This is a genomic window from Corallococcus macrosporus DSM 14697 (assembly GCF_002305895.1).
Lineage (GTDB): Bacteria > Myxococcota > Myxococcia > Myxococcales > Myxococcaceae > Myxococcus > Myxococcus macrosporus.
This window is the reverse complement of record NZ_CP022203.1, coordinates 3,325,876-3,348,229: the sequence shown is the minus strand read 5'-3', so window position 1 is coordinate 3,348,229 and position 22,354 is coordinate 3,325,876. Positions and strand designations below refer to the sequence as shown.

The following is a 22,354-nucleotide window of genomic DNA, read 5'->3' as shown; positions in this document are numbered from 1 at the left end:
GACCTGGGCCCGCGGCATTGACATACAAACAAGAAATGACTTACCTGGGTTGCAGTCGTCTCTCTGATACGCCAACGAAGCCAGCTCACCGGGCATCGCCCAGGAAAAGAGAGGACGCGTGGAACTCACGCAGAGGCAAGACGAGGCGGCGCCAGGCGCTCACGCGCCATCCCGGACCGCGCGCTGGGCCCGAGCCGCCCCACTCTCCGAACGAGCACCTTTCGCAGCCACGGCGCGGTGCGACACCTCCGCCGCTGCGCGCAAGCGATTGGAGACCTGGCGCCGGCAGGAGCCCTTTGGACAAGCGGATTGGTGGCAACGCAGATTGCTCGCCTCCGGGCTGACGGAGGCGGCGCTGCTCGCGCTGCTGGAGGCGCCCGCTGGCGCGACCTGCACCTCGCCTGAAGCCGCGCCCGCGTGGGTGCATGAGCTGGAGCAGGCCTACGCGGAGCCCCTCCGCGCACCCGTCACCTGGCCCGAGCGCGCGGAGGGCCCGGACCGCTCGGCCTTCCTGCCGCTGGTGGAGCCGCTGGTGGCCCGCGCCGTGACGCGGCTCGGCAACGCGCTGAAGGACCTCCAGCGCGCCGCGCCGGGCCTCGACTTCGAGCCCGCGGGCCTCGTGTCCTCGATGCTGGGCCACCTGCCGCAGGTGCTGGCCCCGGTGCTCGGCCGCGCCATGGTGGTGGAGCTGCATGCCGCCCAGTTGGAAGCGCGGCTCGCGGGCGACACGCCGGAGGCGCGCTTCCAGGACTTCACGCGGAGGCTGCGCCAGCCCCAGGTGGCGCTGGACATCCTGGAGCGCTACCCGGTGCTGGCCCGCTGCGCCGCCCTGCGCATCGCGGACTGGGAAGCCAACGGCCTGGAGCTGCTGCAGCGCCTCGCGCGCGACGCGTCCCTGCTGTGGCAGCGGTTCAACGGCGGACAGACGCCCGGCGCGCTGGTGGAGGCCCGGGGCGGGTACTCGGACCCGCACCGGGGCGGCCAGGGCGTCTTCATCCTCCGCTTCGAGTCCGGCCTGCGCATCGTCTACAAGCCGCGCTCGCTGGGCGCCGAGGCCGGGCTCCAGCAGCTCCTGACGTGGCTCAACGCGCGCGGCGCCACGCCCGTGATGAAGGGCGCGGAGGCGCTGGACCAGGGCGCATACGGGTGGATGGAGTACGTGGCCCCCGCGCCATGCGCGTCGACGGAGGAGGTCCGCCGCTTCTACGAGCGCCAGGGCGCCTACGTCGCGCTGATGCACGCGCTGGACGGCACGGACCTGCACTTCGAGAACCTCATCGCCGCGGGTGAGCACCCGGTGCTGGTGGACGTGGAGACGCTGTTCCACCCGCTGTCGGGCACGCGCACCCTGCGGGACGCCGAGCACGCGGTGGAGGCGCCGCCCGTGTCGGTGATTCGCAGCGGGCTGCTGCCGCAGCAGTTCTGGGGCACGCGCACCAAGGCGGGCGTGGACCTGAGCGGCCTGGGCGCGCGCGCGGGCCAGCTCACCCCGCAGGCCTACCTGGTGACGGCGGAGCGGGGAACGGACCGGATGCGCTTCGAGCGCCGGCCGGTGGCGCTGCCCGGCGCCAACAACCTGCCGCGCCTGGAGGGCGAGAGCGCGCCCGTCCTGGCCTACCGCGACGCGCTGGCCGAGGGCTTCACCCGCATGTACGGCCTGCTGCTGGAGCACCGTGAGGCGCTGCTCGCCGAGGACGGCCCGCTGGCCGCCTTCGCGCGGGTGCCCATGCGCGTGCTCTTCCGCAACACGGCGGTGTACGGCGCGCTCCTCCATGAGAGCCACCACCCGCACGCGCTGGCGGACGGGCTCGAGCGCCAGCGCTTCTTCGACCACCTGTGGCGCGCCGTGGTGGCGTCCCCGGACTTCGAGGCGCTCGTCCCGCTGGAGATAGCGCAGTTGGAGCGAGGCGACCTGCCGTACTTCACCGCGCGCGTTGACTCGAAGGATTTGGAGGCGGGCTCGGGCCAGCGCCTGCCGGACTTCTTCCAGGAGACGGGCCTGGCGCGGGTGCGCCGCCGGCTGGAGGGCCTGTCCCCGGAGGACCAGACGCGGCAGCGGTGGGTGCTGGAGCGTTCACTGGACGCGCTGCTGCTGAGCACGCGGACCGTGCCGCGCCCGACGTATGCCTTCCAGGAACACACGCCCCCGGGCCTCCGCGACGCGCTGCTCGCCGAGGCGCGGCGCGCGGGAGAGCGGCTGCTGCCCCTGGCGTTCGAGCGCGGAGGCGAGGCGCACTGGCTCGGCCTGGATGCGGGCGACGGCGGCTGGAGGCTCGGGTCGCCAGGCGCGGACGTGTTCCAGGGCCGCGCGGGCATCGCGCTCGCGCTGGGCTACCTGGGGGACGTCACACAGGACGCGCGCTTCACGCGGCTGGCGCGGGCGACGCTGCGCACCCAGGCGCGGCTGCTCGGCGCGGAGCCCGGGAGCGTGGTGGGGCTGGGCATCCTCAACGGCTGGGGCGGCATCCTGTACGCGCTCACGCACCTGGGCGTGCTGTGGAACGACGACGCGCTCCTGGACGAAGCCGCGGGCCACGCACGCCGGCTGCGGCCCCTGGTGGAGAAGGACACCGTCCTGGACGTGGGCGCGGGCACCGCGGGCTGCCTGCTGGCGCTGCTGGTGCTGGGTGAGCACCGCCCGTCGGACGCGCTGTGGGCCACGGTGGACGCGTGCGGCCAGCGGCTGCTCGAGACGGCCACCCCCCAGGCCCGGGGCTCGGCCTGGCTCTGTGAGGCCGCCGGGAACCGCTACCTCGCGGGCATGGCGCACGGCGCCGCGGGTGTCGCCCTGGCGCTGCTGCGGCTGTTCGGGCGCACGGGCGATGCGCGGCTGCGAGACGCGGCGCTCGCGGGCATGGAGTACGAGCGCGGGCTCTATGCGCCCGAGGAGCGAAACTGGCCCGACCTGCGCGCGGGCGCGAAGGAGGCGGCGGCGACGCCAGAGGGCGCGGAGCACTTCCTCTGGGCGTGGTGCACCGGCGCGCCCGGTATCGGGCTGGCGCGGCTGTCCGGGCTGCCCTTCGTGGACGACGCCGCGGTGCGCGAGGAGATCGCCATCGCGCGGGACTCCACGCTGGCGCGGGGCTTCGGCCGCAACCACGGCCTGTGTCACGGCGACCTGGGCAACGCGGACTTCCTGCTCCAGGCCGCGGCCACGCTGGGCGACGCGCGGCTCCAGGCGCGCGTTGACGGCGTCGCGGGCGGCATCCTGCGCGGCATCACCGAGCGCGGCTACCTCTTCGGCCTGCAAGGCAGCACGGAGACGCCGGGCATGATGGTGGGCCTGGCGGGCATCGCGTACGGGCTGGCGCGGCTGGCGCGGCCCGACCGCGTGCCCTCGCTGCTGACCGTCGATTCTCCACGCATCGTCCGAGGTGAAGGGCTGGGCACCCCGGATGGCCGTCCCTCCAGCCGAATCCAGGAGCAGTCATGAGCCAGAAGAAGGACCACATCCTCCGTGCGTGGAGAGACCCCGAGTACTTCAACAACCTGTCCGCCGAGGCGCGCGCATCCCTGCCCGCCAACCCCGCCGCCGAGCTGGAGCTGAGCGACGAGGTCCTGGAGAGCATCTCCGGCGCGGACAGCTGCGAGCGGTTCGGCAGCTACCACTGCACGCCGTGCCCGCCCTACGTCTGCCTGTAACGAAGGCACCGGGGGACTGGCCTCGGACCGAGCCAGTCCCCCACCCCCTGCGCTAACGTCCTCGCCCGCGATGCAGCCCCCCACCGACGGCCGCCCCTCCATCTTCCGCAAGGAAGCCCTGGCGCATTACCAGCGCGTCGTGCAGGACGAAGGCGACCTGCTGCGCATCTCCGGCCGGTGGACGCGGTGGACCTTCGTGCTGCTGGGCGTCTTCGCGCTCGCGCTGACGCTCACGGCCCTGGCGTGGCCGGCCCTCATCGCCCCGGAAGGACCCGTGCGCCCATGACGGCCGAGGCCCCGCAGCCCCAGCGCCGGTGGAGGTTCGGCCCGCGCGGGCGCGTGCCCGAAGTGCGGCAGATGACGCTGACGGACTGCGGCGCCGCCTGCCTGTCCATGGTGCTGGCCTACCACGGCCGCGAGATGGGCCTGGAGGCGGTGCGGGAGGTGACGGGCCCCGGCCGTGACGGCGCCAGCGCGAAGGCGCTGAAGGCCGCGGCGCAGAAGCTGGGGCTGCGCGTGCGCGCCATCTCCGTGGACCTGGACCGGCTGCCCTTCCTGCCGCGGGCCACCATCCTCCACTGGCGCTTCACGCACTACGTCGTCTTCGAGCGGCTGGGCCGCGGCTGGGTGGAGGTGGTGGACCCCGACCAGGGCCGCCGCCGCGTGTCCATGGAGCAGTTCAGCCAGTGCTTCACCGGCGTGGCGCTGCTGATGGAGCCGACCGAGCACTTCCAACCGGGCCGCACCCGGCGCAGCCCGTACCGCTACCTGGTGCCGCTGGTGAAGCGGCAGGCCGGCACGCTGGCGAAGGTGCTCGCGCTGTCCGGCGTGCTCCAGGTGCTGACGCTGGCGGTGCCGCTGCTCACCGGCATGGTGGTGGACCGGGTGGTGCCCCGGCAGGACTACTCGCTGATGGGGGTGTTGTCCGCGGCGCTCGCGGGCGTGCTGCTCTTCGAGCTGCTCACCTCCGTGGTGCGCGGCCAGCTCCTGGTGGAGCTGCGCACCCGGCTGGACTCGCAGATGACGCAGGGGCTCTTGGACCACCTGGTGAGCCTGGCCTACCCCTTCTTCCAGCTCCGGCCCGCGGGAGACCTGTTGACGCGGCTGAGCTCGCAGCAGGCCATCCGGGACCTGCTGTCCACCGGCCTGCTGTCCAGCGCGCTCGATGGGGCCCTGGTGCTCCTCTACCTGGCGCTGCTGCTGGTCGCGGACGCGTCGCTGGGGCTGCTGGTGGTGGGCCTGGGCCTGTTGCAGGTGCTGGTGTTCGCGCTGCCCCGCGCCCGGCAGCGCAGCCACCTGTCGCGCAGCCTGGACATGGGCGTGCGCAGCCAGAGCTACCTGATGGCCATGCTGTCCGGCATGCAGACGCTCAAGGCCTTCGGCGTGGAGGGCCGCATGGTGGGCAGCTACTCCAACATCTACGTGGATCTGCTCAACGTGGAGCTGGAGCGCGGCCGGCTCTCCGCGTGGCTGGACGCGCTGACGAGCACGCTGCGCCGCGTGTCCCCGCTGGTGCTGCTGAGCGTGGGCGCGTGGCGCGTGCTGGACGGCGCGATGTCCCTGGGACAGATGCTCAGCATCAACGCGCTGGCCACCGCGCTGCTGGTGCCCCTGTCCAACCTGCTGGGCACCGGCGGGCAGCTCCAGTTCCTGAGCACCTACCTGGAGCGCATCAACGACGTGCTGGACACGCCCCCCGAGCGCGACGCGGCCCACCAGGGGCGCCCCGCCACGCTGCGCGGCGCCGTCACCCTGGAGGACGTGCGCTTCCGCTACAACCCCCACTCCGCCTGGGTGGTGCAGGGCGTGTCCGTCAGCGTGGAGCCGGGGCAGATGGTGGCGCTCGTCGGCCGCTCGGGCGCGGGCAAGAGCACCCTGGCGCACCTGCTGCTGGGGCTCTACCTGCCCACCTCCGGCCACGTCCGGTATGACGGCGTGGAGCTGGGCGAGCTGGACTTGCGCGCGGTGCGCGGCCAACTGGGCGTGGTGTTGCAGGACGCCTCGTTCTTCAACGCGTCCCTGCGGGAGAACATCACCCTGAGCGACCCGGACCTGGACATGGACCGCGTCGTGGAGGCCGCGAAGCTGGCCCACATCCACGACGACATCATGGCCATGCCCATGCAGTACGACACGCCGCTGACGGACCGGGGCCTCTCCATGTCCGGAGGGCAGCGCCAGCGGCTGGCCCTGGCGCGCGCGCTGGTGCGCCGGCCCGCCATCCTCCTGCTGGATGAGGCCACCAGCTCGCTGGACGCCTCCACCGAGGCCCACGTGCAAGAGGCGCTGGCGTCGCTCAAGTGCACGCGCGTCGTCATCGCCCACCGGCTCAGCACGGTGCGCAACGCCGACACCATCCTCGTCATGGAAGCCGGCCGCGTGGTGGAGGTGGGCCGGCACCAGGAGCTGCTGGAGCGCCAGGGCACCTACGCGTCGCTGGTGAATGCGCAGCGGGAGGAGCGCGCCCGGGCCACCGGCTGAGGCGCCTGTGAGGGATTCATGAACCTGGATGACTACAGCCGCTGTGACGCAGTGGGGTTGGCGGAGCTGGTGCGTCGGAAGGAGGTCTCCCCCGAGGCGCTGCTCCGGGTGGCGGTGGAGGCCATCCACCGCGTCAACCCGGAGCTGAACGCCGTCATCGACACGCGCGACGCCCAGGCGCGCGAGGCGCTGGAGCAGGGCCTCCCGGACGGCCCCTTCCGGGGCGTGCCCTTCCTCATCAAGGACATTGGCGTCCACGCCGCGGGCGTCCCCTCGGACTTCGGGAGCCGGCTGACCCAGGGGACGGTGTTCCCCCATGACAGCGCGTTGATGGCGCGCTACCGGCGCGCGGGGCTGGTGCTGCTGGGCCGGACGAACACCCCCGAGTTTGGCAACAACGCCAGCACGGAGCCGCGGCTCCACGGGCCCACGCGCAACCCGTGGGATGTGGGCCGCAGCCCGGGCGGCTCCAGCGGCGGCTCCGCGGCGGCGGTGGCGGCGGGCATCGTGCCGGTGGCGCATGGCAACGACGGCGGCGGCTCCCTGCGCATCCCCGCCTCCCTCTGCGGCGTCTTCGGGCTCAAGCCCACCCGGGGCCGCAACTCGCTGGGGCCTGACGCGGCCGACATCATCTGCGGCATGGGCATCGAGCATGTGCTGTCACGCTCCGTGCGCGACAGCGCGGCGGCCCTGGACGCGACCCAGGGCCCGGAGGCCGGCGACCCCTACTTCGCGCCGCCCCCGCGGCGCCCGTATCTGGAGGAGGTGAGCCGCGCGCCGGGCCGGCTGCGCATCGCGCTGATGACGGCCTCGCCCATGGGGGGAGCGGTGAGCCCGGAGTGCATCGAGGCCGCGCGGCGGGCGGCGCGCCTGTGCGAGGAGCTGGGCCACGACGTCACCGAAGACGCGCTCCCGCATGACGGCCTCCTGTTGCACGAGGCCATCACCACCGCCTGGTCCGCGACCATGGCGTCCCTCGTGGCGATGGCCAGCCACCTCTCCGGGCGCGAGGCCGAGCCGGATTCGCTCGAAGCCACCACCTGGGCGGTGGTGCGCCACGGACAGACGCTGACGGCCACGGAGCTGATGCGGGCGCTGGGCGTGTTCAACCTCGTGTCGAGGCAGGTGGGGCGGTTCTTCCAGCAGTACGACGTGCTCCTGTCACCCACGGTGGCCGCCCCGCCCTTCCCGCTGGGCCTGCTGGACGCCAACGCGCCCCGCACGGCGCGCGAGTGGTACGACCACGCCTTCGGCCACTGCCCCTTCACCGCGGTGTTCAACGTCACCGGGCAGCCCGCCATGTCGGTGCCGCTGCACTGGAGCGAGGAAGGCCTGCCCATCGGCGTCCAGTTCGCCGGCCGGTATGCCGACGAGGCCACGCTGTTCCGGCTCGCCGGGCAGCTCGAGCAGGCGCGGCCCTGGGCCCAGCGGCGGCCGCCGGTACACGTCACCCGGACCGCGTCGCCGCCGTGAAACCACGCGGCGGGCCCCACGAGCAAGCGCGGAGGCCCACCGCGAACCGGCGCGAGCTCAGTCGTAGCGGCTGGTGAGCTTCAGCGTCCACGAGCGCAGCGTGCCGCTGCCAACGCCGGACGGGTTGGCGACGTGCAGCTTCCAGCGGCCGTTGATGGAGCCGTCGCGCGGGATGCCACGCGTCACGACGATGCGCGAGGGCGGCGTGCCTTCGTTCGGGCCGTCCCACAGCAGGGCCGTCTCACCTCCCGGGTCCTCCAGCGTCAGCACCAGCCGGTGCGGCGCGGTGTGGACGATGTCCAGCTCCACGTTGATGTCCATGGGCACCGTGGCCAGGCCCACCACCGTGAGCGGCGCCGTCACCAGTGGGTTCGTGGACTGGAGCCGCAGGTCCGAGTACTCGATGAAGGAGGCGCCCATCCACGCCGGGGCGCAGTAGCCCTCCACCCAGCCTGACGCCAGCCCGATGCAGATGAGGCCCTCCGACGGGCACGCCATGAAGCGGGAGCACACGTCGCCGTTGCCGGCGAGGTACGCGGTGTCGACGCAGCGGCCGTAGGGGCTGGAGCCGTCACCGGGCCGGCCCTCGCAGACGAGCCCGGGCTGACAGAGGCCAGGGCCCGTGCAGGGGTCACCTTCGGCGCCAAGCTGCGTGTTGGACTTGAGCTGGTTCAGCGTGAGGGCGTCCACACTCGTCAGCCGGGAGAGCTGAATCATGTGGAGGATGGGGCGCGCCGCCACCAGGCTCTGCACCGCGGCCTGGGGAATGGCGAAGACATTCTCCAGCGTGGACGCGCTCTCCGTGTTCGCCGCGTGGATGGCGCGGCGGGCCTCCGCCATGTTGAAGGACACACCCTGGAAGGTGCCCACGTGGCCGTCCACCGGCAGCTCCACGCGGCCCGTGCCCTTGGCGTACGCCTCCAGCGCGGCCAGCGCCGCGGGGCCCACGTACGGCACCGCGTCCACCTGCTCGATGCTCACGAAGCGGCGGTCATCGCCCGTGCGGAGCACCCCGTCCGGGCCCTCGCGGAAGTCGATGAGCGCCTGCGCCGCCTGGGCGTTCAGCGGGACCTGCACGTCCAGCTCATTGAAGGAGATATAGTAGTCGTTGAGGAAGGACAGCACGCCCTCCGCGGCGGGCGTCCCGGTGGCCAGCGCCTGCGTCTGCGTGCCCAGCGCGATGGCCTCCTGCAGGCCGTCCGTGGCCGTCGGGGCCCCACAGCCAATCAACGCGGATAGAGACACAAACAGGGGAAATTTGGTTTTCATGCGCACCGTGTAGCGCAAGACTTGTCCGGAGCACAGGACGTCACTCGTGCGTGACGCAATCCCACCGAACCCGTGGGGAATACGCGCACCTCCGTGGCAATCTTGTGCGTCATGCGAATCCCCCACGCGCTGTCCCTGGGCGCCGCCGCCCTCCTGGCACTGTCGGCGCAGGCCGCCGCCCCCAGCCGCCCTTCCCCCACCCTGCCCCCGGGCTACTGGCCCGAGGCGAAGGTGGCCGAGGTGCTCGCCAAGACGCAGGAGGTCCGCTTGTCGCCGGACCTCTCCCGCCTCACCGCCGACGAACAGGCGGCGGTGAAGGACCTGCTGGAGGTGGGCGCCATCTTCCAGGGCCTCTATGAGACGTCGCGTCACCACCAGGCGCGCCCCGCCCACGCGAAGCTCCAGGCGCTGGACAAGAAGCTGGGCGGCCCGAAGCGCACGCAGGATTTGCTGACGCTGTACCGCCTGTACCAGGGGCCCATCGCCAGCACCCTGAGCAACGCGCGCGAGGCCTTCCTGCCGGTGGACGCGCAGGTGGCCGCGCGCAACGTGTACCCGGTGGACGTCACGCGGGCGGAGGTGGACGCCTTCCTCGCGGCGAACCCCGGGGAGCGCGCGGCCCTGCTCAGCGAGAAGACGGTGGTCCGCCGCGCCACGGCGGCCAACCTGCGCCAGGACGTGAAGGTCCTCCAGGCGTACCCGGTGCTGGACACGCTGCACCCGGGGCTGCGTGAGGCCCTGCAGGCGAAGGCGAAGCGGCCCGACGCCAGGGTGCTCTACGCGGTGCCGTACGCGGTGGCCTACGGGCCGGAGCTGGTGAAGGCCTACGGCCTGGTGATGCGCGCGGCGCGGCGGCTGGAGGCCAGCGACGTGGAGCTGGCGCGCTACCTGCGCAACCGCGCGCGGGACTTGCTCAGCAACGACTACGAGAGCGGCGACGCGGCCTGGGTGACGGGCCGCTTCCAGAAGCTCAACGTCCAGTTGGGCGCGTATGAGACGTATGACGACGCGCTCTTCGGCGTGAAGGCGTTCCACAGCCTGTCGGTGCTGCTGCGCAACGAGGAGGCCACGCAGGAGCTGCGCAAGCGCCTGGGCGGACTCCAGGCGGTGGAGGACGCGCTGCCCTACGCCGCGAAGAAGCGCGTGCGCGAGGACATCCCCGTGGGCGTCTACGAGGTCATCGCCGACTTCGGCCAGTCGCGCGGCACCAACACCGCGAGCATCCTGCCCAACGACGCGCTCACCGCGCGCCGCTACGGCCGCACCATCCTCCTGCGGGAGAACATCATGCGGAACCCGGACCTGTTCGCGTCCGACGAGCGCATCTGGCGCGCCGCGGTGGCGGACGCCCACGCCCGGGAGCTGGTCTCCGAGGGCAACTTCCAGCGCACGCTGTGGCACGAGGTGGGCCACTACCTGGGGCCGGACCGGGACGCGAAGGGCCGCAACCTGGACGACGCGCTGGAGGACTACGCCGGCGCCGTGGAGGAGATGAAGGCGGACCTGGTGAGCCTCTTCTCGCTGCACGCCTTCCACAAGAAGGGCACGCTGGACGCCGCCGGGCTGCGCGCGGTGCAGGCCTCCGGCATCCGCCGCACGCTCCAGAATGTGCGCCCGCGTGAGGACCAACCCTACCAGCGCATGCAGCTGGTGCAGTTCAACTGGTTCCTGGAGCACGGCCTCATCCGGGCGGACCCCCAGACGGCGCGCCTGAGCATTCAGTACGACAAGTACCCGGCCGTGGTGACGGCGCTCCTGGAGAAGGTGCTGGCGCTCCAGCACGGAGGTGACAAGGCGGCCACCGCGGCCTTCTTCCAGCGGTGGAGCGCCTGGACGCCGGAGCTGCACGAGAAGCTGGCCGCCCGCATCCGCGACGCGCAGGGCGCCCGCTTCCGGCTGGTGCGCTACGACGCGCTGGGGGACTGAAGCCAGAAGCGGGCGGCTCCCTCCTGGGCTCAGGCGTCCGGCGGGAGCACGGGCCGCAGGACGGCGACCGCGTACATCCCGGCGCTCGCGTCTTCCGTCCCCTGGGCCGCGGAGTACTGGGCCTCCGCGTGGATGTACGTGCTCACGTCCTCGAGCGCGGAGTCGCCGGTGAACTCGTGCACGTACACGCCCCCCCGCGCGGCATCAGGGGAAGCGCCGCCGAGCAGCGCCCAGTCCTCCGGCGCGGACTGCGTCAGGCGGTAGCCCTCCTCGGTCCGCTCGACGACCACCCAGTGGCCCGTGACGTTGTTGGCCGAGGAGCCGCCGTAGTTGAGCGGGCGCATGATGACCGCGCGCATCTCCCCCACTTCCATGTCCCCCAAGGACTCGAGCGTGGAGACGGCGGCCTCCGGATTCAGCGTTTGGGGCACCAGGGCGAACTCCACCTCCGTCGCCTCGAAGCGCAGCGGCGGTCCGTCCCCGGAGTCCAACTCGACGGGGATGGGCTGCCCGCCCGGCAGCGCCGCCTCGGAGATGCCGCCCGGACTCGGGTCGAGCCCCTCCATGTAGCCGCTGGGCTGATGCCCGCCGAAGGCGCCGGACGCCACCAACTGCTCCCAGATGGCCCCGGAGGAGCGCACGCGGTGCTCCATCAACACCGCGTCGATGGACTCGGCGGTGGTCCACTGCGGGAGGGCTTCCCTCAGCATGTCGAACGCGGTGGCCGCGCAGTAGCTCGCGCCCGGCACCGTCCCGGCGACGACCTCGGGGACATTCGCGCTGTAGGACGTCCCGTCCTGGTGACTGAGCTCCCCCAGCGGAATGTCCCCAAGCGCCCCGCGGCCATCCGACGCCACGGGCGTGAACCCTGGCGCCGGGGGCGTGGGCGTGGGCGGCTGATACTGCACGAGCACCGGCGACTCCCCGGTGAGGTTGGGCCCCCGGGCGCGTGGGCTCCCCGCCAGCTCGAAGGTCGAGCGCCCGGAATCGAACCGGGCCGCGGCAGGGGCCGGCCCTCGCGCGGTGGTGGCGGTATTGGAAGCGGCCTTGGGCTGAAGCTGGCGGCGCATCAGCTCCAGGGCCTGGAGCTGCGCGGTCGACGACGACGCGACACGAAATGAACTGGACATGACGGACTCCCCCTCGTTGTGACGGCTACCGGGTCCCCCAGGACCCGATGGAACATTCTAAGCTGAACAGAAGGCCGGCCAACACCCAAAGTGAAAACAGACAGGCGCTGAGGCCATCCACTTCAGCGCAGAGGCGGATGTTTTATTCACTCGCGGAGCGCGAGCTGGCCTCACGGAGGCGGAAGTCAGGGTCCGTGCGCGCACGCGTCGGAGGTGCCCCCCCACCCACCACCACCCCTGATGCGAGGCTTCTGGATGCCAGGCTCCCGACGTCCGTCTCACGCGCGCGCCATCCTCTTCGGCCGGAATCCCACCCAGGACGACCCCTTCGACGTGGAGGCCGACGCGGCGGAGGCGCTCGGGGTCGACACCTACCAGGCCGACCTGGGCGCCCTCCTCTCCGGCAACGCCGAACAGGCGCTCTCCACCCTCCCCGAGCGCGGCCGGCTCAAGCTCCTCTACCGGGGCTGGATGCTGACGGAGGAGGAGTACAGCGCGCTGGACGAGGCCGTGTCCGCCCTGGGCCACCGGCTCACCACGACGCCCGAGCAGTACGCGGCGGCGCTCTACCTCCCCAACTGGTACCCCCGGCTGTCCCGCTACACCGCCCGCAGCGTGTGGACGGAGGACACGGACGCGGCGGAGGCCTGGCACGCGGCCCAGGCGCTCGGCCCCCAGCCCTGGCTGGTGAAGGACCACGTGAAGTCGGCCAAGGAGCGCTGGGACGAGGCCTGCTTCATCCCCGAGGGGACGACGCAGGCGCGCTTCGAGCAGATCTGCGCCAACCTCGTCGACGAGCGCGGGGAGCGCTTCGAGCGAGGGCTCGTCGTCCGCAAGTTCCTCCCCTTCAAGGAATACGGCCGCACGCCGGCGGGCCCGGCCCACCTGGAGTACCGGCTCTTCTTCGGGGGCGGCAGGCTCCTCGCCGCCGAGCCGTACCACGAGTTCGACGTCGACGTGCCGGACTTCACCGGCTTCGCGCCGCTGGCCCGGCGCATCGACTCGCCCTTCCTCACCCTGGACGTGGCCATGCTCCAGGACGGCGGCTGGGCGGTGGTGGAGGTGAACGACGGCGGCGTCTCCGGCCTGCCACCGGGCCTGGACCCACGCACGCTCTTCGAAGGGCTGCTGGGCCTCGGGTAGCGGCGCGGCGACCGCCACGCTCCGTGACGGCCCCACCCCACGCGGCGGGGGCATGTGACGCGCCGAGCGCCGCGCCGCTGCTTTCACCCTCCCCCGCGTGCGCACAGTTTCCAACAAGACCCTTGGACTGGGAGGAAGCCATGGCGCGTCGCATGTACCTGGGAGTGGCCGGCACGGCCCTGTTGCTGTTGGGGGGCTGTGCCTCCCACCGCGCCAGCTCCAGCGCGAAGGTGGAGGAGGAGTGGGTGGCGCGCGTCCCGCCAGACGAGCTGGGCTCCGTGCAGCAGGCGGCGCTCGCCGAGGAGCAGGCCCGGGAGCAGATCACCCGCACCCAGGTGGCCCGGAAGGACGCGGAGGCGGCGAAGGAAGTCGCGCAGCGGAACGAAGAGGCCGCGAAGTCCCGCCATGCGGCAGCCAGGCTGGCGCTGAAGTCCGCGGAAGACACGGGGGACTCCGCCGCCATCGAGCAGGCCCAGGCCACCGCGTGCACGGCCCAGCATGCCGTGACCCTGGCTGAAGCGGAGACCGCCTGGCGCGACGACGCGGTGACGACGTTGAAGTCCCTGGAGGACATGCGCCAGCGGGAGCTCGACGTGGCAGACGCCCAGCTCGAGCAGGCGAGGTACGAAGCGGTCAACGCGAACGCGGACGTCCGGGCGAAGGAGCTGAACGCCGGTGACTTCGCCAGCGCCGTGGCGGACGCCCGTCGCAAGGCCTCGGAGCAGCAGAACCAGGTGGACGCCAACCTCCAGCGCGAGGAGCAGGCCAAGGCGCGCTGGCAGCAACTCCAGGAGCAGGGCTACGGAGGCAGCGGCGCACAGCAGCAGCAGCCCTGAGACCTGCGCTTATGCCGTGGCGCCCCACGCGACAGCGCGGGCCGGTGCGTGGTGCTCCGGCCCGCGCCTTTCCACCGCGGTTGCGGCTCACGGCAGCTCAGCGTCCCGCGGCGACTTCCACGGCGGCAGGCCCTCCCGGCACACCGGCATCATGTCGAGCCGGCCATAGAGCCCCTGGCTCTCATTCGCGGGCCCCGCGGTGAAGAAGAGCGTGCCGGCGGGCTGTCCCTGCGCGCCATCGCCGAAGCGAAGGGCCCAGAGCCCGTCGACCCTGAGGGGCTGCCCGTCCTCCCCCAGGAGCGCGCCCTTCCAGTCGCCCGTCGCCGGGTCATACGCGTTGATGTGCCCATCCCCGAAGTTGCCCACCAGCAGGTGGCGGCTGAACATGCCGAAGCCCGCCGGCGCCAGGGCCATCCCCCACGGCGCGTTGAGCGCCCCCTGGGACGCGAACCGCCGCAGAAGCTGCCCGTTCACGTCGAAGGCGTTGATGTAGCCCGCGCCCACGCCCGGGACGTCGTCGGCGCGCTCCGCGTCCTGCCGCGCATAGGACACGTAGAGCGTGCCGTCGATGTTCTCGATGTTGAAGGGCGCATACCCGGCGGGCAGCGCCGGGTCCATGAAGGCGCCCGGCATCGGCATGGGCGTGAAGCTGGAGTTGAAGACGTCAATCCGTCCATTCCGGAAGTCCGCCGCATACAACCTGGCGTCCGCTCCGGCGCCCGCCAGCGCGAGCCCCTTGTACACGGCGCCCGCGGCCGAGTTGTCCGCCACGACCTGGGCCCAGACCTCGTCCACCAGGGGTGACCAGGCGGCGACGACGCCCTGCTCCGTGGCGAAGATGAAGCGGGCGGGCCCCGAGGCACCCGCCGCCCCCGTCACGACGAACGCCTCCGCGCCATTGAACACGACCCCCGTGGGCTTCCCCAGCTCGGCCACGCCCGGAGGCGCCGGGACGCCCGCGATGAGGGGCTGCTGGACACCGTTGCCGTCGTAGAGCGACGACGTGCCCGTGCCATTGTTCGCGACCCACGACACCCCTGTCGGGTTGAAGGCGAGCCCCCAGGCGTTGACGAGGTGTGGATCGACGTGCTCGGCGCCCAACGCCGGGCTGTTGGCCACCAGGTTGCGTTGCGCATAGCCCTCCGCCACCGAGCAGTCCGCCGGAGGCGCGGGTGGCATCGCGGCCCTGGCGGCGGGGACAGCGAGGACGGCGACGGCCGCGGACAGCACACCGTGCTTCAACGTGGGCCTGCGTGTGTTCATCATGATTCCCCCCTCGTGAGAGCGCGAACCGCCGCGTGCTCATCGAGCAACAAGCTGGGAGGGCGTCTTCGGATGAACAACCGGCACTGCTGCCCAGGCGCATTGCACACCAGGCGGCAAACCCCGGCCCGCGGGGGCAGCCCGCGCTACTCGCCCCGGGAGGCCTTGTCCTCGCGCCACCAGTGGCTCATGCGCTCGTGAATCTCCGCCTCGTAGCCTTCCTTGCTCGGGCGGTAGAAGACGGAGCGCTCCAGCGGGGCAGGCAGGTACGTCTGCCCGGGCACGTAGTGGTCCTTGTGGTTCCAGGGCGGCTGGTAGCCCTTGCCGTGCCCCAGCTCCTTCATCAGGTCCGTGGGCGCGTTGCGGAGGTGGAGCGGCGGCTCCGCGTTGGGGTGCTCCTGGAGCGCCGCCAGCGCCGCGTCCAGCGCCGCGTAGGCGCGGTTGGTCTTCTTCGACGTGGCCAGCAGGACGACGGCGTGCGCCACGCAGATGCGCCCCTCCGGCATGCCCATGGAGTGGAAGGCCTCCTCGCAGTCGCGCACGATGCTGATGGCCTCCGGCATCGCCATGCCCACGTCCTCTACGGCAATCACCTTGAGCCGGCGCCACAGCGACGCCACGTCGCCCGTCTGGAGCAGCTTCGCCGCCCAGAAGACGGCGCCCTGGACGTTGGAGCCCCGGCATGACTTCTGGAGCGCGCTCAGCAAGTCGTAGTGCTGGTCCCCGTCCTTGTCGTGGCGGGACAGGCTGGTGCCCACCGCCTCGCGCGCCGTCTCGGCCGTAATCTCCGCGCCGTCCCCGGTGAGGCTGGCGGCCAGCTCCAGCGCCCCCAGCGCCTTGCGCACGTCGCCCACGCCGCCCTTCGCCAGCAGCGTCAGCGCCTCCTCGCCCACCGTCAGCTCGCGCGTCCCCAGGCCCCGCTTCGTGTCGGCGAGCGCCCGCGTCAGCGCCGTCTGGATGTCCGCGACGGTGAGCTCCTTGAGCTGGAACACGCGGCACCGGCTGACGAGCGCGGGGCGGACCTCGAAGCTGACGTTCTCCGTGGTGGCGCCCAGGAGGACGAAGAGGCCGCTCTCCACGTGGGGCAGCGCCTGCTCCTGGACGTTCTTCGCCCAGCGGTGAATCTCGTCCACGAAGAGGACGGTGCGGCGGCTGTACTGGTTGCGCAGGCGCTCCGCCTCCGCCACCACCTCGCGGATGCGGGGGATGCCGTCCGACACGGCGGAGAGGATGACGAACTCCGCGTCCACGCTGGAGGCCATCATCCGCGCCAGCGTCGTCTTCCCCACGCCGGGAGGGCCCCAGAACAGCGAGGACACGATGGCCTTGCGCTCGATGAGCTGGCGCAGCGGACGGCCCGGGCCCAGCAGGTGGGACTGGCCGATGAACTCGTCGGGCGTGCGAGGCCGCATCCGCTCCGCCAGGGGCGCGAAGCGATTCACGTCGACAGATGCGGAGAAGAGGTCGGGGCCAGCGCTCATCGGGCCGCAGGCTCCCCCCTCCGTGGCCCAGGGTCAATCACCGGAATCGAGCGGCTCGACGAGCACCTGACCCAGTGTCAGGTCGTTCAACGCGGTCCGCAGCGGCTCCACCTGGGTGACGGGCAGCTCCAGCCGATACCCCACGGTGGCCGAGTACTCCTCCGCCAGCACCTGCACCTCGTAGGAGGGCAGCAGGCGGCGCAGGCCGTCCACGTGGGTGTACTCCACCTCGACGGCCAGTCGCGTCTTGCGCACACGCTCGGTGGTGGGGAGGCTTTCGAGGGCCTGCTGGACGCCGGCGGTGTAGGCGCGCACCAGCCCGCCCTTCCCGAGCAGCGTCCCACCGAAGTAGCGCGTCACCACCATGGCCACGTCGCCAACGCCCCCGTGGAGCAGCGCGGTGAGCATGGGCCGGCCGGCCGTGCCGTGGGGCTCGCCGTCGTCGCTCATGCCCACCTGGGCGGTGGAGCCCGGCGGCCCGACGACGAAGGCCCAGCAGTTGTGGGTGGCGTCGGCGAACTCCTCGCGGACGCGGGCGATGAAGCCCTTCGCCTCCTCCACGGTGGGCGTGTGGGCGGCCGTGGTGATGAAGCGGCTCTTTTGAATGTCCTGCTCCACCCGGTGGAGCCCGGCCGGGATGGGGTAGCGCTTCTCGTCCATGGGTGCGGTGGCTGGCGCAGTGTCTCATATCGCCAGCAGCCGTCCCGCCGCCACCCGACGGCGCGGAGGAAGAATCCGGAGGCGGCGCGGCGTTCTGCGGCCCATGGCCGACGTCCGGCCCCTGACGCCCCCATGCTCAACGCCCTCTCCCGACGCCTGGCCGCCCTGCTCTCGCTGAGCCTCCTCTCCCTCGCGGGCCTGCCCGCCCACGCCGCCCGGAACACCACCGCCACGCAGGCGCCCGCCGAGGCCCGCACCTGTGGCCCGGTGAAGGACCCGGACTGGATGCGAGGCGCCGTCGTGTACGGCGTCGTCCCGCCCCTGTTCGGCGTCGAGCCCTTCAAGGCCGTCACCGCGAAGCTGGACTACCTGCGCGGCCTGGGCATCGACGTGCTGTGGCTGTCTCCCGTGAATACGACGACGGACCCGGGGGACTTCGGCTACGCCGTCACCGACTACTTCGACGTGCGCCCCGACTACGGGACGAAGGCCGACTTCAAGGAGCTGGTCGACCAGGCGCACGCGCGCGGCATGAAGGTGATGATGGACTTCGTCCCCAACCACACGTCGAACGCGCACCCGTACTTCCGGGACGTGCTCGCGAAGGGGAAGCAGTCGCCGTACTACGGCTACTACGACCGCGACGCCCTGGGGCAGCCGACGCACTACTTCGACTGGAAGCACCTGCCGAACCTCAACTTCGACAACCCGAAGGTCGTGGCGATGGTGCAGCGCGCCTTTCAGTACTGGGTCCGCGAGTTCGACGTGGACGGCTTCCGCGTGGACGTGGCCTGGGGCGTGAAGGAGCGCCGCCCGGACTTCTGGTGCGACCTGTCCACGGCCCTGCGGAGGGAGAAGCCGGACGTCTACCTGCTCGCGGAGGCGAGCGCGCATGACCCGTACTTCGTCCGCAACGGCTTCAACGCGGCCTATGACTGGAGCGCCTCGCTGGGCCACTGGGCCTGGGAGAACGTCTTCGAGGACCGTCAGCAGGTGGCCCCGAAGCTGTACGCGGCCCTGAAGGCCGGGCAGACGCCCGAGGACCGCGTGGCCCGCTTCCTCAACAACAACGACACGGCGAAGCGCTTCATCGGCCGCTACGGCCCGGGCTCCACACGGGTGGCCGCCGCGCTGCTGCTCACCCTGCCCGGCATTCCCATTGTCTACACGGGCGACGAGGTGGGGGCCGAGTACGAGCCCTACCAGGAGCCGCCGCCCCTCGCGTGGGAGCAGGACCCGCATGGCCTGCGGGAGCACTACCGGAAGCTCATCGACCTGAGAGACACGAACCCCGCGCTCGCCAGCGGCGCCTGGCTGCCGGTGCCCGTGGAGGACAACCCCGCCGCCCTGGCCTACCTGCGCCACGTGGACGGAGCGAGCGAGCCCGTGCTCGTCGTGCTGAACTTCGGGTCCGCCAGGACGCTGCGGCTGTCGCTCCCCAAGGGCTTCTCCCACCTGTCCACCCACGCGGCCCTGAGGGACCTGCTGGGCGAGCGGGACGTCTCCATCCGCGCCCAGGGGACGCGGCTGGAAGTGGCCATGCCCGCCTCGGGCGCGGTGCTGCTCTCCCCCCGAAGCTGATCGCAGGTGGCGAAGGCCCCACCCGCGAGCGTGGGGCTGCTCACGCCCCCAAGTTGTTCACGCGCGGGAAGACCCCACCCGCGTGGGTGGTTTCACCCTGACGAAGCAGCGCTCCGAAGAAGGCTGCACGTAAGGTCGTCACCGAGACATGGACTCGACGTGGCGCCCTCGGCTCCGCGGTTCTCCGCGGAGTCATTGGCCCGTCGACTCACCTCACCGTAGTGGGTGCACGCCCCTTCGCACGCGACTGCTTCGTCCCCTTCAAGGGGAGCGTCCCGCCAAGGACGCTCCCCTGTTTCATTCCGCGCGCGCCACGGGCGCTCACGCCTGACGCAGCACCAGCAGCCGGAGCTCCGTCATGTCCTCGATGGCGTACTTCACGCCCTCGCGGCCGATGCCCGAGCCCTTCACGCCGCCGTAGGGCATGGTGTCGACCCGGAAGCTCGGCACGTCGCCCACCACTACGCCGCCCACCTCCAGCTCGTCCCAGGCCTTCATCGCCCGCGACAGGTCCTGCGTGAAGAGGCCCGCCTGGAGCCCGAAGCGCCCGCTGTTCACCAGGGCCAGCGCCGCGTCGAAGTCATGAAACGGCTGGAGCAGGACGACCGGGCCGAACGCCTCCTCGGTGCTCAGCGCCGCGTCGTCGGGGACGCCCTCCAGCACCGTCGCCTCCAGCACCGAGCCGCGCCGTCCGCCTCCCGCCAGCACCCGCGCCCCGCGCCGCGCGGCCTCCTGAATCCACCCTTCCAGCCGCCGCGCGGCGGGCTCGTCAATCATGGGCCCCAGCGTCGTGGCTTCGTCCGACGGGTTGCCCGGCCGCAGCGCCTTGGCCCGCGCGACGAGCTGCTCCTTCAGCGCGTCGTACAGCGAGGCATGCACCAGCACGCGCTGCACCGAGATGCAGCTCTGCCCCGCCTGGAAGAAGGCGCCATGCGCCACCCGGTCCGCGATGACGTCCAGCGGCGCGCCGGGCGCCTCGTCCACCACGCAGGCCGCGTTGCCGCCCAGCTCCAGCACCACCTTCTTGCGGCCGGCCCGCGCCTTCAGCTCCCACCCCACCTTCTCCGAGCCGGTGAACGAGAGCAGCTTCAGCCGGTCATCCTCGATGAGCGGCCCGATGTCCTCCAGCCGCACGGGCAGCACCGAGAAGGCCCCTTCGGGCAGGTCCGTCTCCGCCAGCACCTCCGCCATGAGGAGCGCGCTCACCGGCGTGCGGTCCGACGGCTTGAGGATGAAGGGGCAGCCCGCGGCGATGGCCGGCGCCACCTTGTGCGCCACCAGGTTGAGCGGGAAGTTGAACGGGGTGATGAACGAGCAGGGCCCCACCGGCACGCGCTGGGTGAAGCCCCGGTAGCCCGCGGCGCGCTGGGACACCTCCAGGTTCAGCACCTCGCCGCCGCCGCGCACGGCCTCCTCGGCGGCGGCCTTGAAGGTGTCGATGAGCCGGTCCACCTCGCCGCGGGCGTCGCGCAGCGGCTTGCCCGCCTCGATGGCGAGCGCCAGGGCCAGCTCCTCCGCGCGCTCGCGGAAGCGGCGCACGCAGTGTTCGAGCACCGCCTGCCGCGCGTAGGGCGCCAGCTTCCGCATGGGCCCCGCCGCGCGCACCGCGGCGGCGATGGCCTCCTCCACGGCCGCGGCGTCCGCGAGCGCCACGCGCGTCACGACCTCGCCCGAGTATTTGTGGGTGACGGCCAGCTCCGCGTTGGGCTGCCGGGGACGGTTGGCCAGGTAGTACGGATAACGTTCAGCCAGCATGGTGTGCCTCCTGTGTTCGTTCACGAGCCGCCGCGCCCCCTCAGAGCGCGGCCAGCTCCTCCGCGCCCGCGCCGAGCGCCCGCGCGTTGTCCGAGTAGTCGATGGGGACGTCGATGACGTGGACGCCGCTCGACGCCAGGCAGCGGGCCAGCGTGGCGCCGAACTCCGTCGCGCTGGTGGGCCGGTGGCCGTGGGCCCCGTACGCCTCCGCGTAGCGGACGAAGTCCGGGTTCCCCAGCGCCATCCCGAAGTCCGGCAGGCCCATCTCCCCCTGCTTCCAGCGAATCATCCCGTAGCCGTCGTCACGCACGACGACCACCGTCAGGTCCAACCCCAGCCGCACGGCCGTCTCCAGCTCCTGCGAGTTCATCATGAACCCGCCGTCTCCGCAGACGGCCACCACCTTGCGGCGGGGGTGCACCAGCTTCGCCGCGATGGCCGACGGGAGCCCCGCGCCCATCGTCGCCAGCGCGTTGTCGAGCAGCAGCGTGTTGGGCCGGCGCGTGCGGTAGTAGCGGGCGAACCACAGCTTGTACATGCCGTTGTCCAGGCACACGATGCCGTCGTCCGGCAGCGCGCGCCGCAGCTCCGCCACGAGCCGCGCGGGGTAGATGGGGAAGCGGTCGTCATCGCCACCCTGCGCGAGCTGGGCCTCCAGCCCCGCGCGGAACTTCTCGAAGGGCGTGAAGTCCCAGCGCGCGCGTGCCCCCAGCCCCTCACCGATGCGCCACACCGCGTTCGCGATGTCGCCCGTCACCTCCAACTGCGGGAAGTACACCGGGTCCACGGCGGCCGACGAGAAGTTGAGATGGACCACCGTGCGGCGGCTGTCGCGCATGAAGAACGGCGGCTTCTCGATGACGTCGTGGCCCACGTTGATGATGCAGTCCGAGGCCTCGATGGCGCGGTGGACGAAGTCCCCCTCCGACAGGGCCGCCGTGCCCAGCCACAGCGGGTGCGACTCGTCCACGACGCCCTTGCCCATCTGCGTGCTGAAGAAGGGGATGCCCGTCTTGTCCACGAAGACGCGGAGCATCTCCGACGTGAGCTTGCGGTTGGCGCCCGCGCCAATCATCAGCAGGGGCCGGCGCGCCGAGCCGATGGCCTCCACGGCCAGCGCGATGGACGCCTCGTCCGCCACGGGCCGGCGCTGGGCGCTGGGCGCCAGCAGCGCGGCGTCCGTCTGCTCCCGGGCCACGTCCTCCGGCAGCTCCAGGTGCGTCGCGCCGGGGCGCTCCTCCTCGGCGCGGCGGAAGGCCTCGCGGACGGCCGACGGGACGTGCTCGGCCGACACGAGCGTGCGCGTCAGCTTCGTCAGCGGGCGCATCATCCCCACCACGTCCACGATCTGGAAGTGGCCCTGCTTGCCCGCCTTGATGGGCTTCTGCCCGGTGAGCATCACCATGGGCATGGCGCCGAGCTGCGCGTACGCCGCGGCCGTGACGAGGTTGGTCGCCCCGGGCCCCAGCGTCGACAGGACCACGCCCGCGCGGCCGGTGAGCCGTCCATACGTGGCCGCCATGAAGCCCGCGGCCTGCTCATGGCGGGTCAGCACCAGCCGCATGCCCGCGGCCCGCATGGCCTCGATGACGTCCAGGTTCTCCTCTCCGGGAAGTCCGAAGACGCTGCGAACGCCCTCGGCCTCCAACGCTTTGACGAACAGGTCTGCCGCCTTCATCGGGTGCCTCCTTCGCGACCTCGTGATGGGTGAACA

The 22,354-nt window shown here is 72.0% G+C and carries 16 protein-coding genes; 9 read left to right on the top strand and 7 right to left on the bottom strand.

Translation table 11 applies throughout. From position 1 onward, the window contains the following. Positions 1 to 118 precede the first annotated feature (118 nt). From MYMAC_RS14150 to MYMAC_RS14130, 5 genes are all read left to right on the top strand, one after another. Positions 119 to 3,433, top strand: a complete 3,315-nt coding sequence (locus MYMAC_RS14150) for a type 2 lanthipeptide synthetase LanM family protein (RefSeq protein ID WP_095958470.1) — start codon at positions 119 to 121, stop codon at positions 3,431 to 3,433. Beyond that, positions 3,430 to 3,642 carry a mersacidin/lichenicidin family type 2 lantibiotic gene (locus MYMAC_RS14145; protein ID WP_095958469.1) on the top strand — a complete coding sequence of 71 codons (213 nt, stop codon included), beginning with the start codon at positions 3,430 to 3,432 and terminating at the stop codon, positions 3,640 to 3,642. The genes MYMAC_RS14150 and MYMAC_RS14145 overlap by 4 nt, the downstream gene beginning before the upstream one ends. Positions 3,643 to 3,712: 70 nt before the next feature. Then, complete coding sequence (locus tag MYMAC_RS14140; protein WP_013939439.1) at positions 3,713 to 3,928, top strand: hypothetical protein; 216 nt, start codon at positions 3,713 to 3,715, stop codon at positions 3,926 to 3,928. After that, positions 3,925 to 6,123 carry a peptidase domain-containing ABC transporter gene (locus MYMAC_RS14135; RefSeq protein ID WP_095958468.1) on the top strand — a complete coding sequence of 733 codons (2,199 nt, stop codon included), beginning with the start codon at positions 3,925 to 3,927 and terminating at the stop codon, positions 6,121 to 6,123. Before MYMAC_RS14140 ends, MYMAC_RS14135 begins: the two co-directional genes overlap by 4 nt. Positions 6,124 to 6,141: 18 nt before the next feature. Then, on the top strand, positions 6,142 to 7,596 hold the full coding sequence (locus MYMAC_RS14130; protein WP_095958467.1) for an amidase: 1,455 nt from the start codon (positions 6,142 to 6,144) through the stop codon (positions 7,594 to 7,596). Positions 7,597 to 7,653: 57 nt separating this feature from the next. Here the strand turns inward: MYMAC_RS14130 and MYMAC_RS14125 are convergent, their stop codons facing one another. Continuing rightward, positions 7,654 to 8,865, bottom strand: a complete 1,212-nt coding sequence (locus MYMAC_RS14125) for a proprotein convertase P-domain-containing protein (RefSeq protein WP_095961582.1) — start codon at positions 8,863 to 8,865, stop codon at positions 7,654 to 7,656. 111 nt (positions 8,866 to 8,976) lie between these two features. Here MYMAC_RS14125 and MYMAC_RS14120 point away from each other — a divergent pair, with 111 nt between their 5' ends. Beyond that, positions 8,977 to 10,791 (top strand): NUDIX hydrolase, encoded by a 1,815-nt coding sequence (locus MYMAC_RS14120; protein WP_204817605.1) that lies wholly within the window; start codon positions 8,977 to 8,979, stop codon positions 10,789 to 10,791. A gap of 29 nt (positions 10,792 to 10,820) precedes the next feature. Here the strand turns inward: MYMAC_RS14120 and MYMAC_RS14115 are convergent, their stop codons facing one another. After that, positions 10,821 to 11,921, bottom strand: coding sequence for a hypothetical protein (locus tag MYMAC_RS14115; protein WP_095958465.1), 1,101 nt, complete (start codon positions 11,919 to 11,921; stop codon positions 10,821 to 10,823). A 255-nt stretch (positions 11,922 to 12,176) separates the two neighbouring features. Between MYMAC_RS14115 and MYMAC_RS14110 the strand changes: the two genes are divergently transcribed. Further along, complete coding sequence (locus MYMAC_RS14110; protein WP_204817603.1) at positions 12,177 to 13,064, top strand: ATP-grasp domain-containing protein; 888 nt, start codon at positions 12,177 to 12,179, stop codon at positions 13,062 to 13,064. Between the two features lie 140 nt (positions 13,065 to 13,204). Continuing rightward, positions 13,205 to 13,900, top strand: a complete 696-nt coding sequence (locus MYMAC_RS14105) for a hypothetical protein (RefSeq protein WP_095958463.1) — start codon at positions 13,205 to 13,207, stop codon at positions 13,898 to 13,900. A gap of 87 nt (positions 13,901 to 13,987) precedes the next feature. Here the strand turns inward: MYMAC_RS14105 and MYMAC_RS14100 are convergent, their stop codons facing one another. The 3 genes from MYMAC_RS14100 to MYMAC_RS14090 all read right to left on the bottom strand — a co-directional run bounded on the left by MYMAC_RS14100 (position 13,988) and on the right by MYMAC_RS14090 (position 17,304). Further along, positions 13,988 to 15,166, bottom strand: coding sequence for a TIGR03118 family protein (locus tag MYMAC_RS14100; RefSeq protein ID WP_013939431.1), 1,179 nt, complete (start codon positions 15,164 to 15,166; stop codon positions 13,988 to 13,990). 143 nt (positions 15,167 to 15,309) lie between these two features. Beyond that, positions 15,310 to 16,644: a replication-associated recombination protein A gene (locus tag MYMAC_RS14095; RefSeq protein WP_095958462.1), complete on the bottom strand. Its 1,335-nt coding sequence runs from the start codon at positions 16,642 to 16,644 to the stop codon at positions 15,310 to 15,312. 33 nt (positions 16,645 to 16,677) lie between these two features. Beyond that, positions 16,678 to 17,304 carry a YigZ family protein gene (locus tag MYMAC_RS14090; protein ID WP_095958461.1) on the bottom strand — a complete coding sequence of 209 codons (627 nt, stop codon included), beginning with the start codon at positions 17,302 to 17,304 and terminating at the stop codon, positions 16,678 to 16,680. 132 nt (positions 17,305 to 17,436) lie between these two features. Here MYMAC_RS14090 and MYMAC_RS14085 point away from each other — a divergent pair, with 132 nt between their 5' ends. Further along, positions 17,437 to 18,885, top strand: a complete 1,449-nt coding sequence (locus MYMAC_RS14085; RefSeq protein ID WP_095958460.1) for an alpha-amylase family glycosyl hydrolase — start codon at positions 17,437 to 17,439, stop codon at positions 18,883 to 18,885. Positions 18,886 to 19,206: 321 nt separating this feature from the next. Here MYMAC_RS14085 and MYMAC_RS14080 read toward each other — a convergent pair whose 3' ends face one another. Further along, entirely contained in the window at positions 19,207 to 20,640 is a 1,434-nt protein-coding gene (locus tag MYMAC_RS14080) for an aldehyde dehydrogenase family protein (protein ID WP_095958459.1), read from the bottom strand. A 40-nt stretch (positions 20,641 to 20,680) separates the two neighbouring features. Further along, on the bottom strand, positions 20,681 to 22,318 hold the full coding sequence (locus MYMAC_RS14075) for an acetolactate synthase large subunit (protein WP_095958458.1): 1,638 nt from the start codon (positions 22,316 to 22,318) through the stop codon (positions 20,681 to 20,683). Positions 22,319 to 22,354 lie beyond the last annotated feature (36 nt).

Excerpts from the sequence above, each read along its gene's own strand:
- MYMAC_RS14145 (WP_095958469.1), top strand. The coding sequence starts at position 3,430 with ATGAGCCAGAAGAAGGACCACATCCTCCGTGCGTGGAGAGACCCCGAG.
- MYMAC_RS14140 (WP_013939439.1), top strand. The coding sequence starts at position 3,713 with ATGCAGCCCCCCACCGACGGCCGCCCCTCCATCTTCCGCAAGGAAGCC.
- MYMAC_RS14135 (WP_095958468.1), top strand. The coding sequence starts at position 3,925 with ATGACGGCCGAGGCCCCGCAGCCCCAGCGCCGGTGGAGGTTCGGCCCG.
- MYMAC_RS14130 (WP_095958467.1), top strand. The coding sequence starts at position 6,142 with ATGAACCTGGATGACTACAGCCGCTGTGACGCAGTGGGGTTGGCGGAG.
- MYMAC_RS14125 (WP_095961582.1), bottom strand. The coding sequence starts at position 8,865 with ATGAAAACCAAATTTCCCCTGTTTGTGTCTCTATCCGCGTTGATTGGC.
- MYMAC_RS14120 (WP_204817605.1), top strand. The coding sequence starts at position 8,977 with ATGCGAATCCCCCACGCGCTGTCCCTGGGCGCCGCCGCCCTCCTGGCA.
- MYMAC_RS14115 (WP_095958465.1), bottom strand. The coding sequence starts at position 11,921 with ATGTCCAGTTCATTTCGTGTCGCGTCGTCGTCGACCGCGCAGCTCCAG.
- MYMAC_RS14110 (WP_204817603.1), top strand. The coding sequence starts at position 12,177 with ATGCCAGGCTCCCGACGTCCGTCTCACGCGCGCGCCATCCTCTTCGGC.
- MYMAC_RS14105 (WP_095958463.1), top strand. The coding sequence starts at position 13,205 with ATGGCGCGTCGCATGTACCTGGGAGTGGCCGGCACGGCCCTGTTGCTG.
- MYMAC_RS14100 (WP_013939431.1), bottom strand. The coding sequence starts at position 15,166 with ATGATGAACACACGCAGGCCCACGTTGAAGCACGGTGTGCTGTCCGCG.
- MYMAC_RS14095 (WP_095958462.1), bottom strand. The coding sequence starts at position 16,644 with ATGAGCGCTGGCCCCGACCTCTTCTCCGCATCTGTCGACGTGAATCGC.
- MYMAC_RS14090 (WP_095958461.1), bottom strand. The coding sequence starts at position 17,304 with ATGGACGAGAAGCGCTACCCCATCCCGGCCGGGCTCCACCGGGTGGAG.
- MYMAC_RS14085 (WP_095958460.1), top strand. The coding sequence starts at position 17,437 with ATGCTCAACGCCCTCTCCCGACGCCTGGCCGCCCTGCTCTCGCTGAGC.
- MYMAC_RS14080 (WP_095958459.1), bottom strand. The coding sequence starts at position 20,640 with ATGCTGGCTGAACGTTATCCGTACTACCTGGCCAACCGTCCCCGGCAG.
- MYMAC_RS14075 (WP_095958458.1), bottom strand. The coding sequence starts at position 22,318 with ATGAAGGCGGCAGACCTGTTCGTCAAAGCGTTGGAGGCCGAGGGCGTT.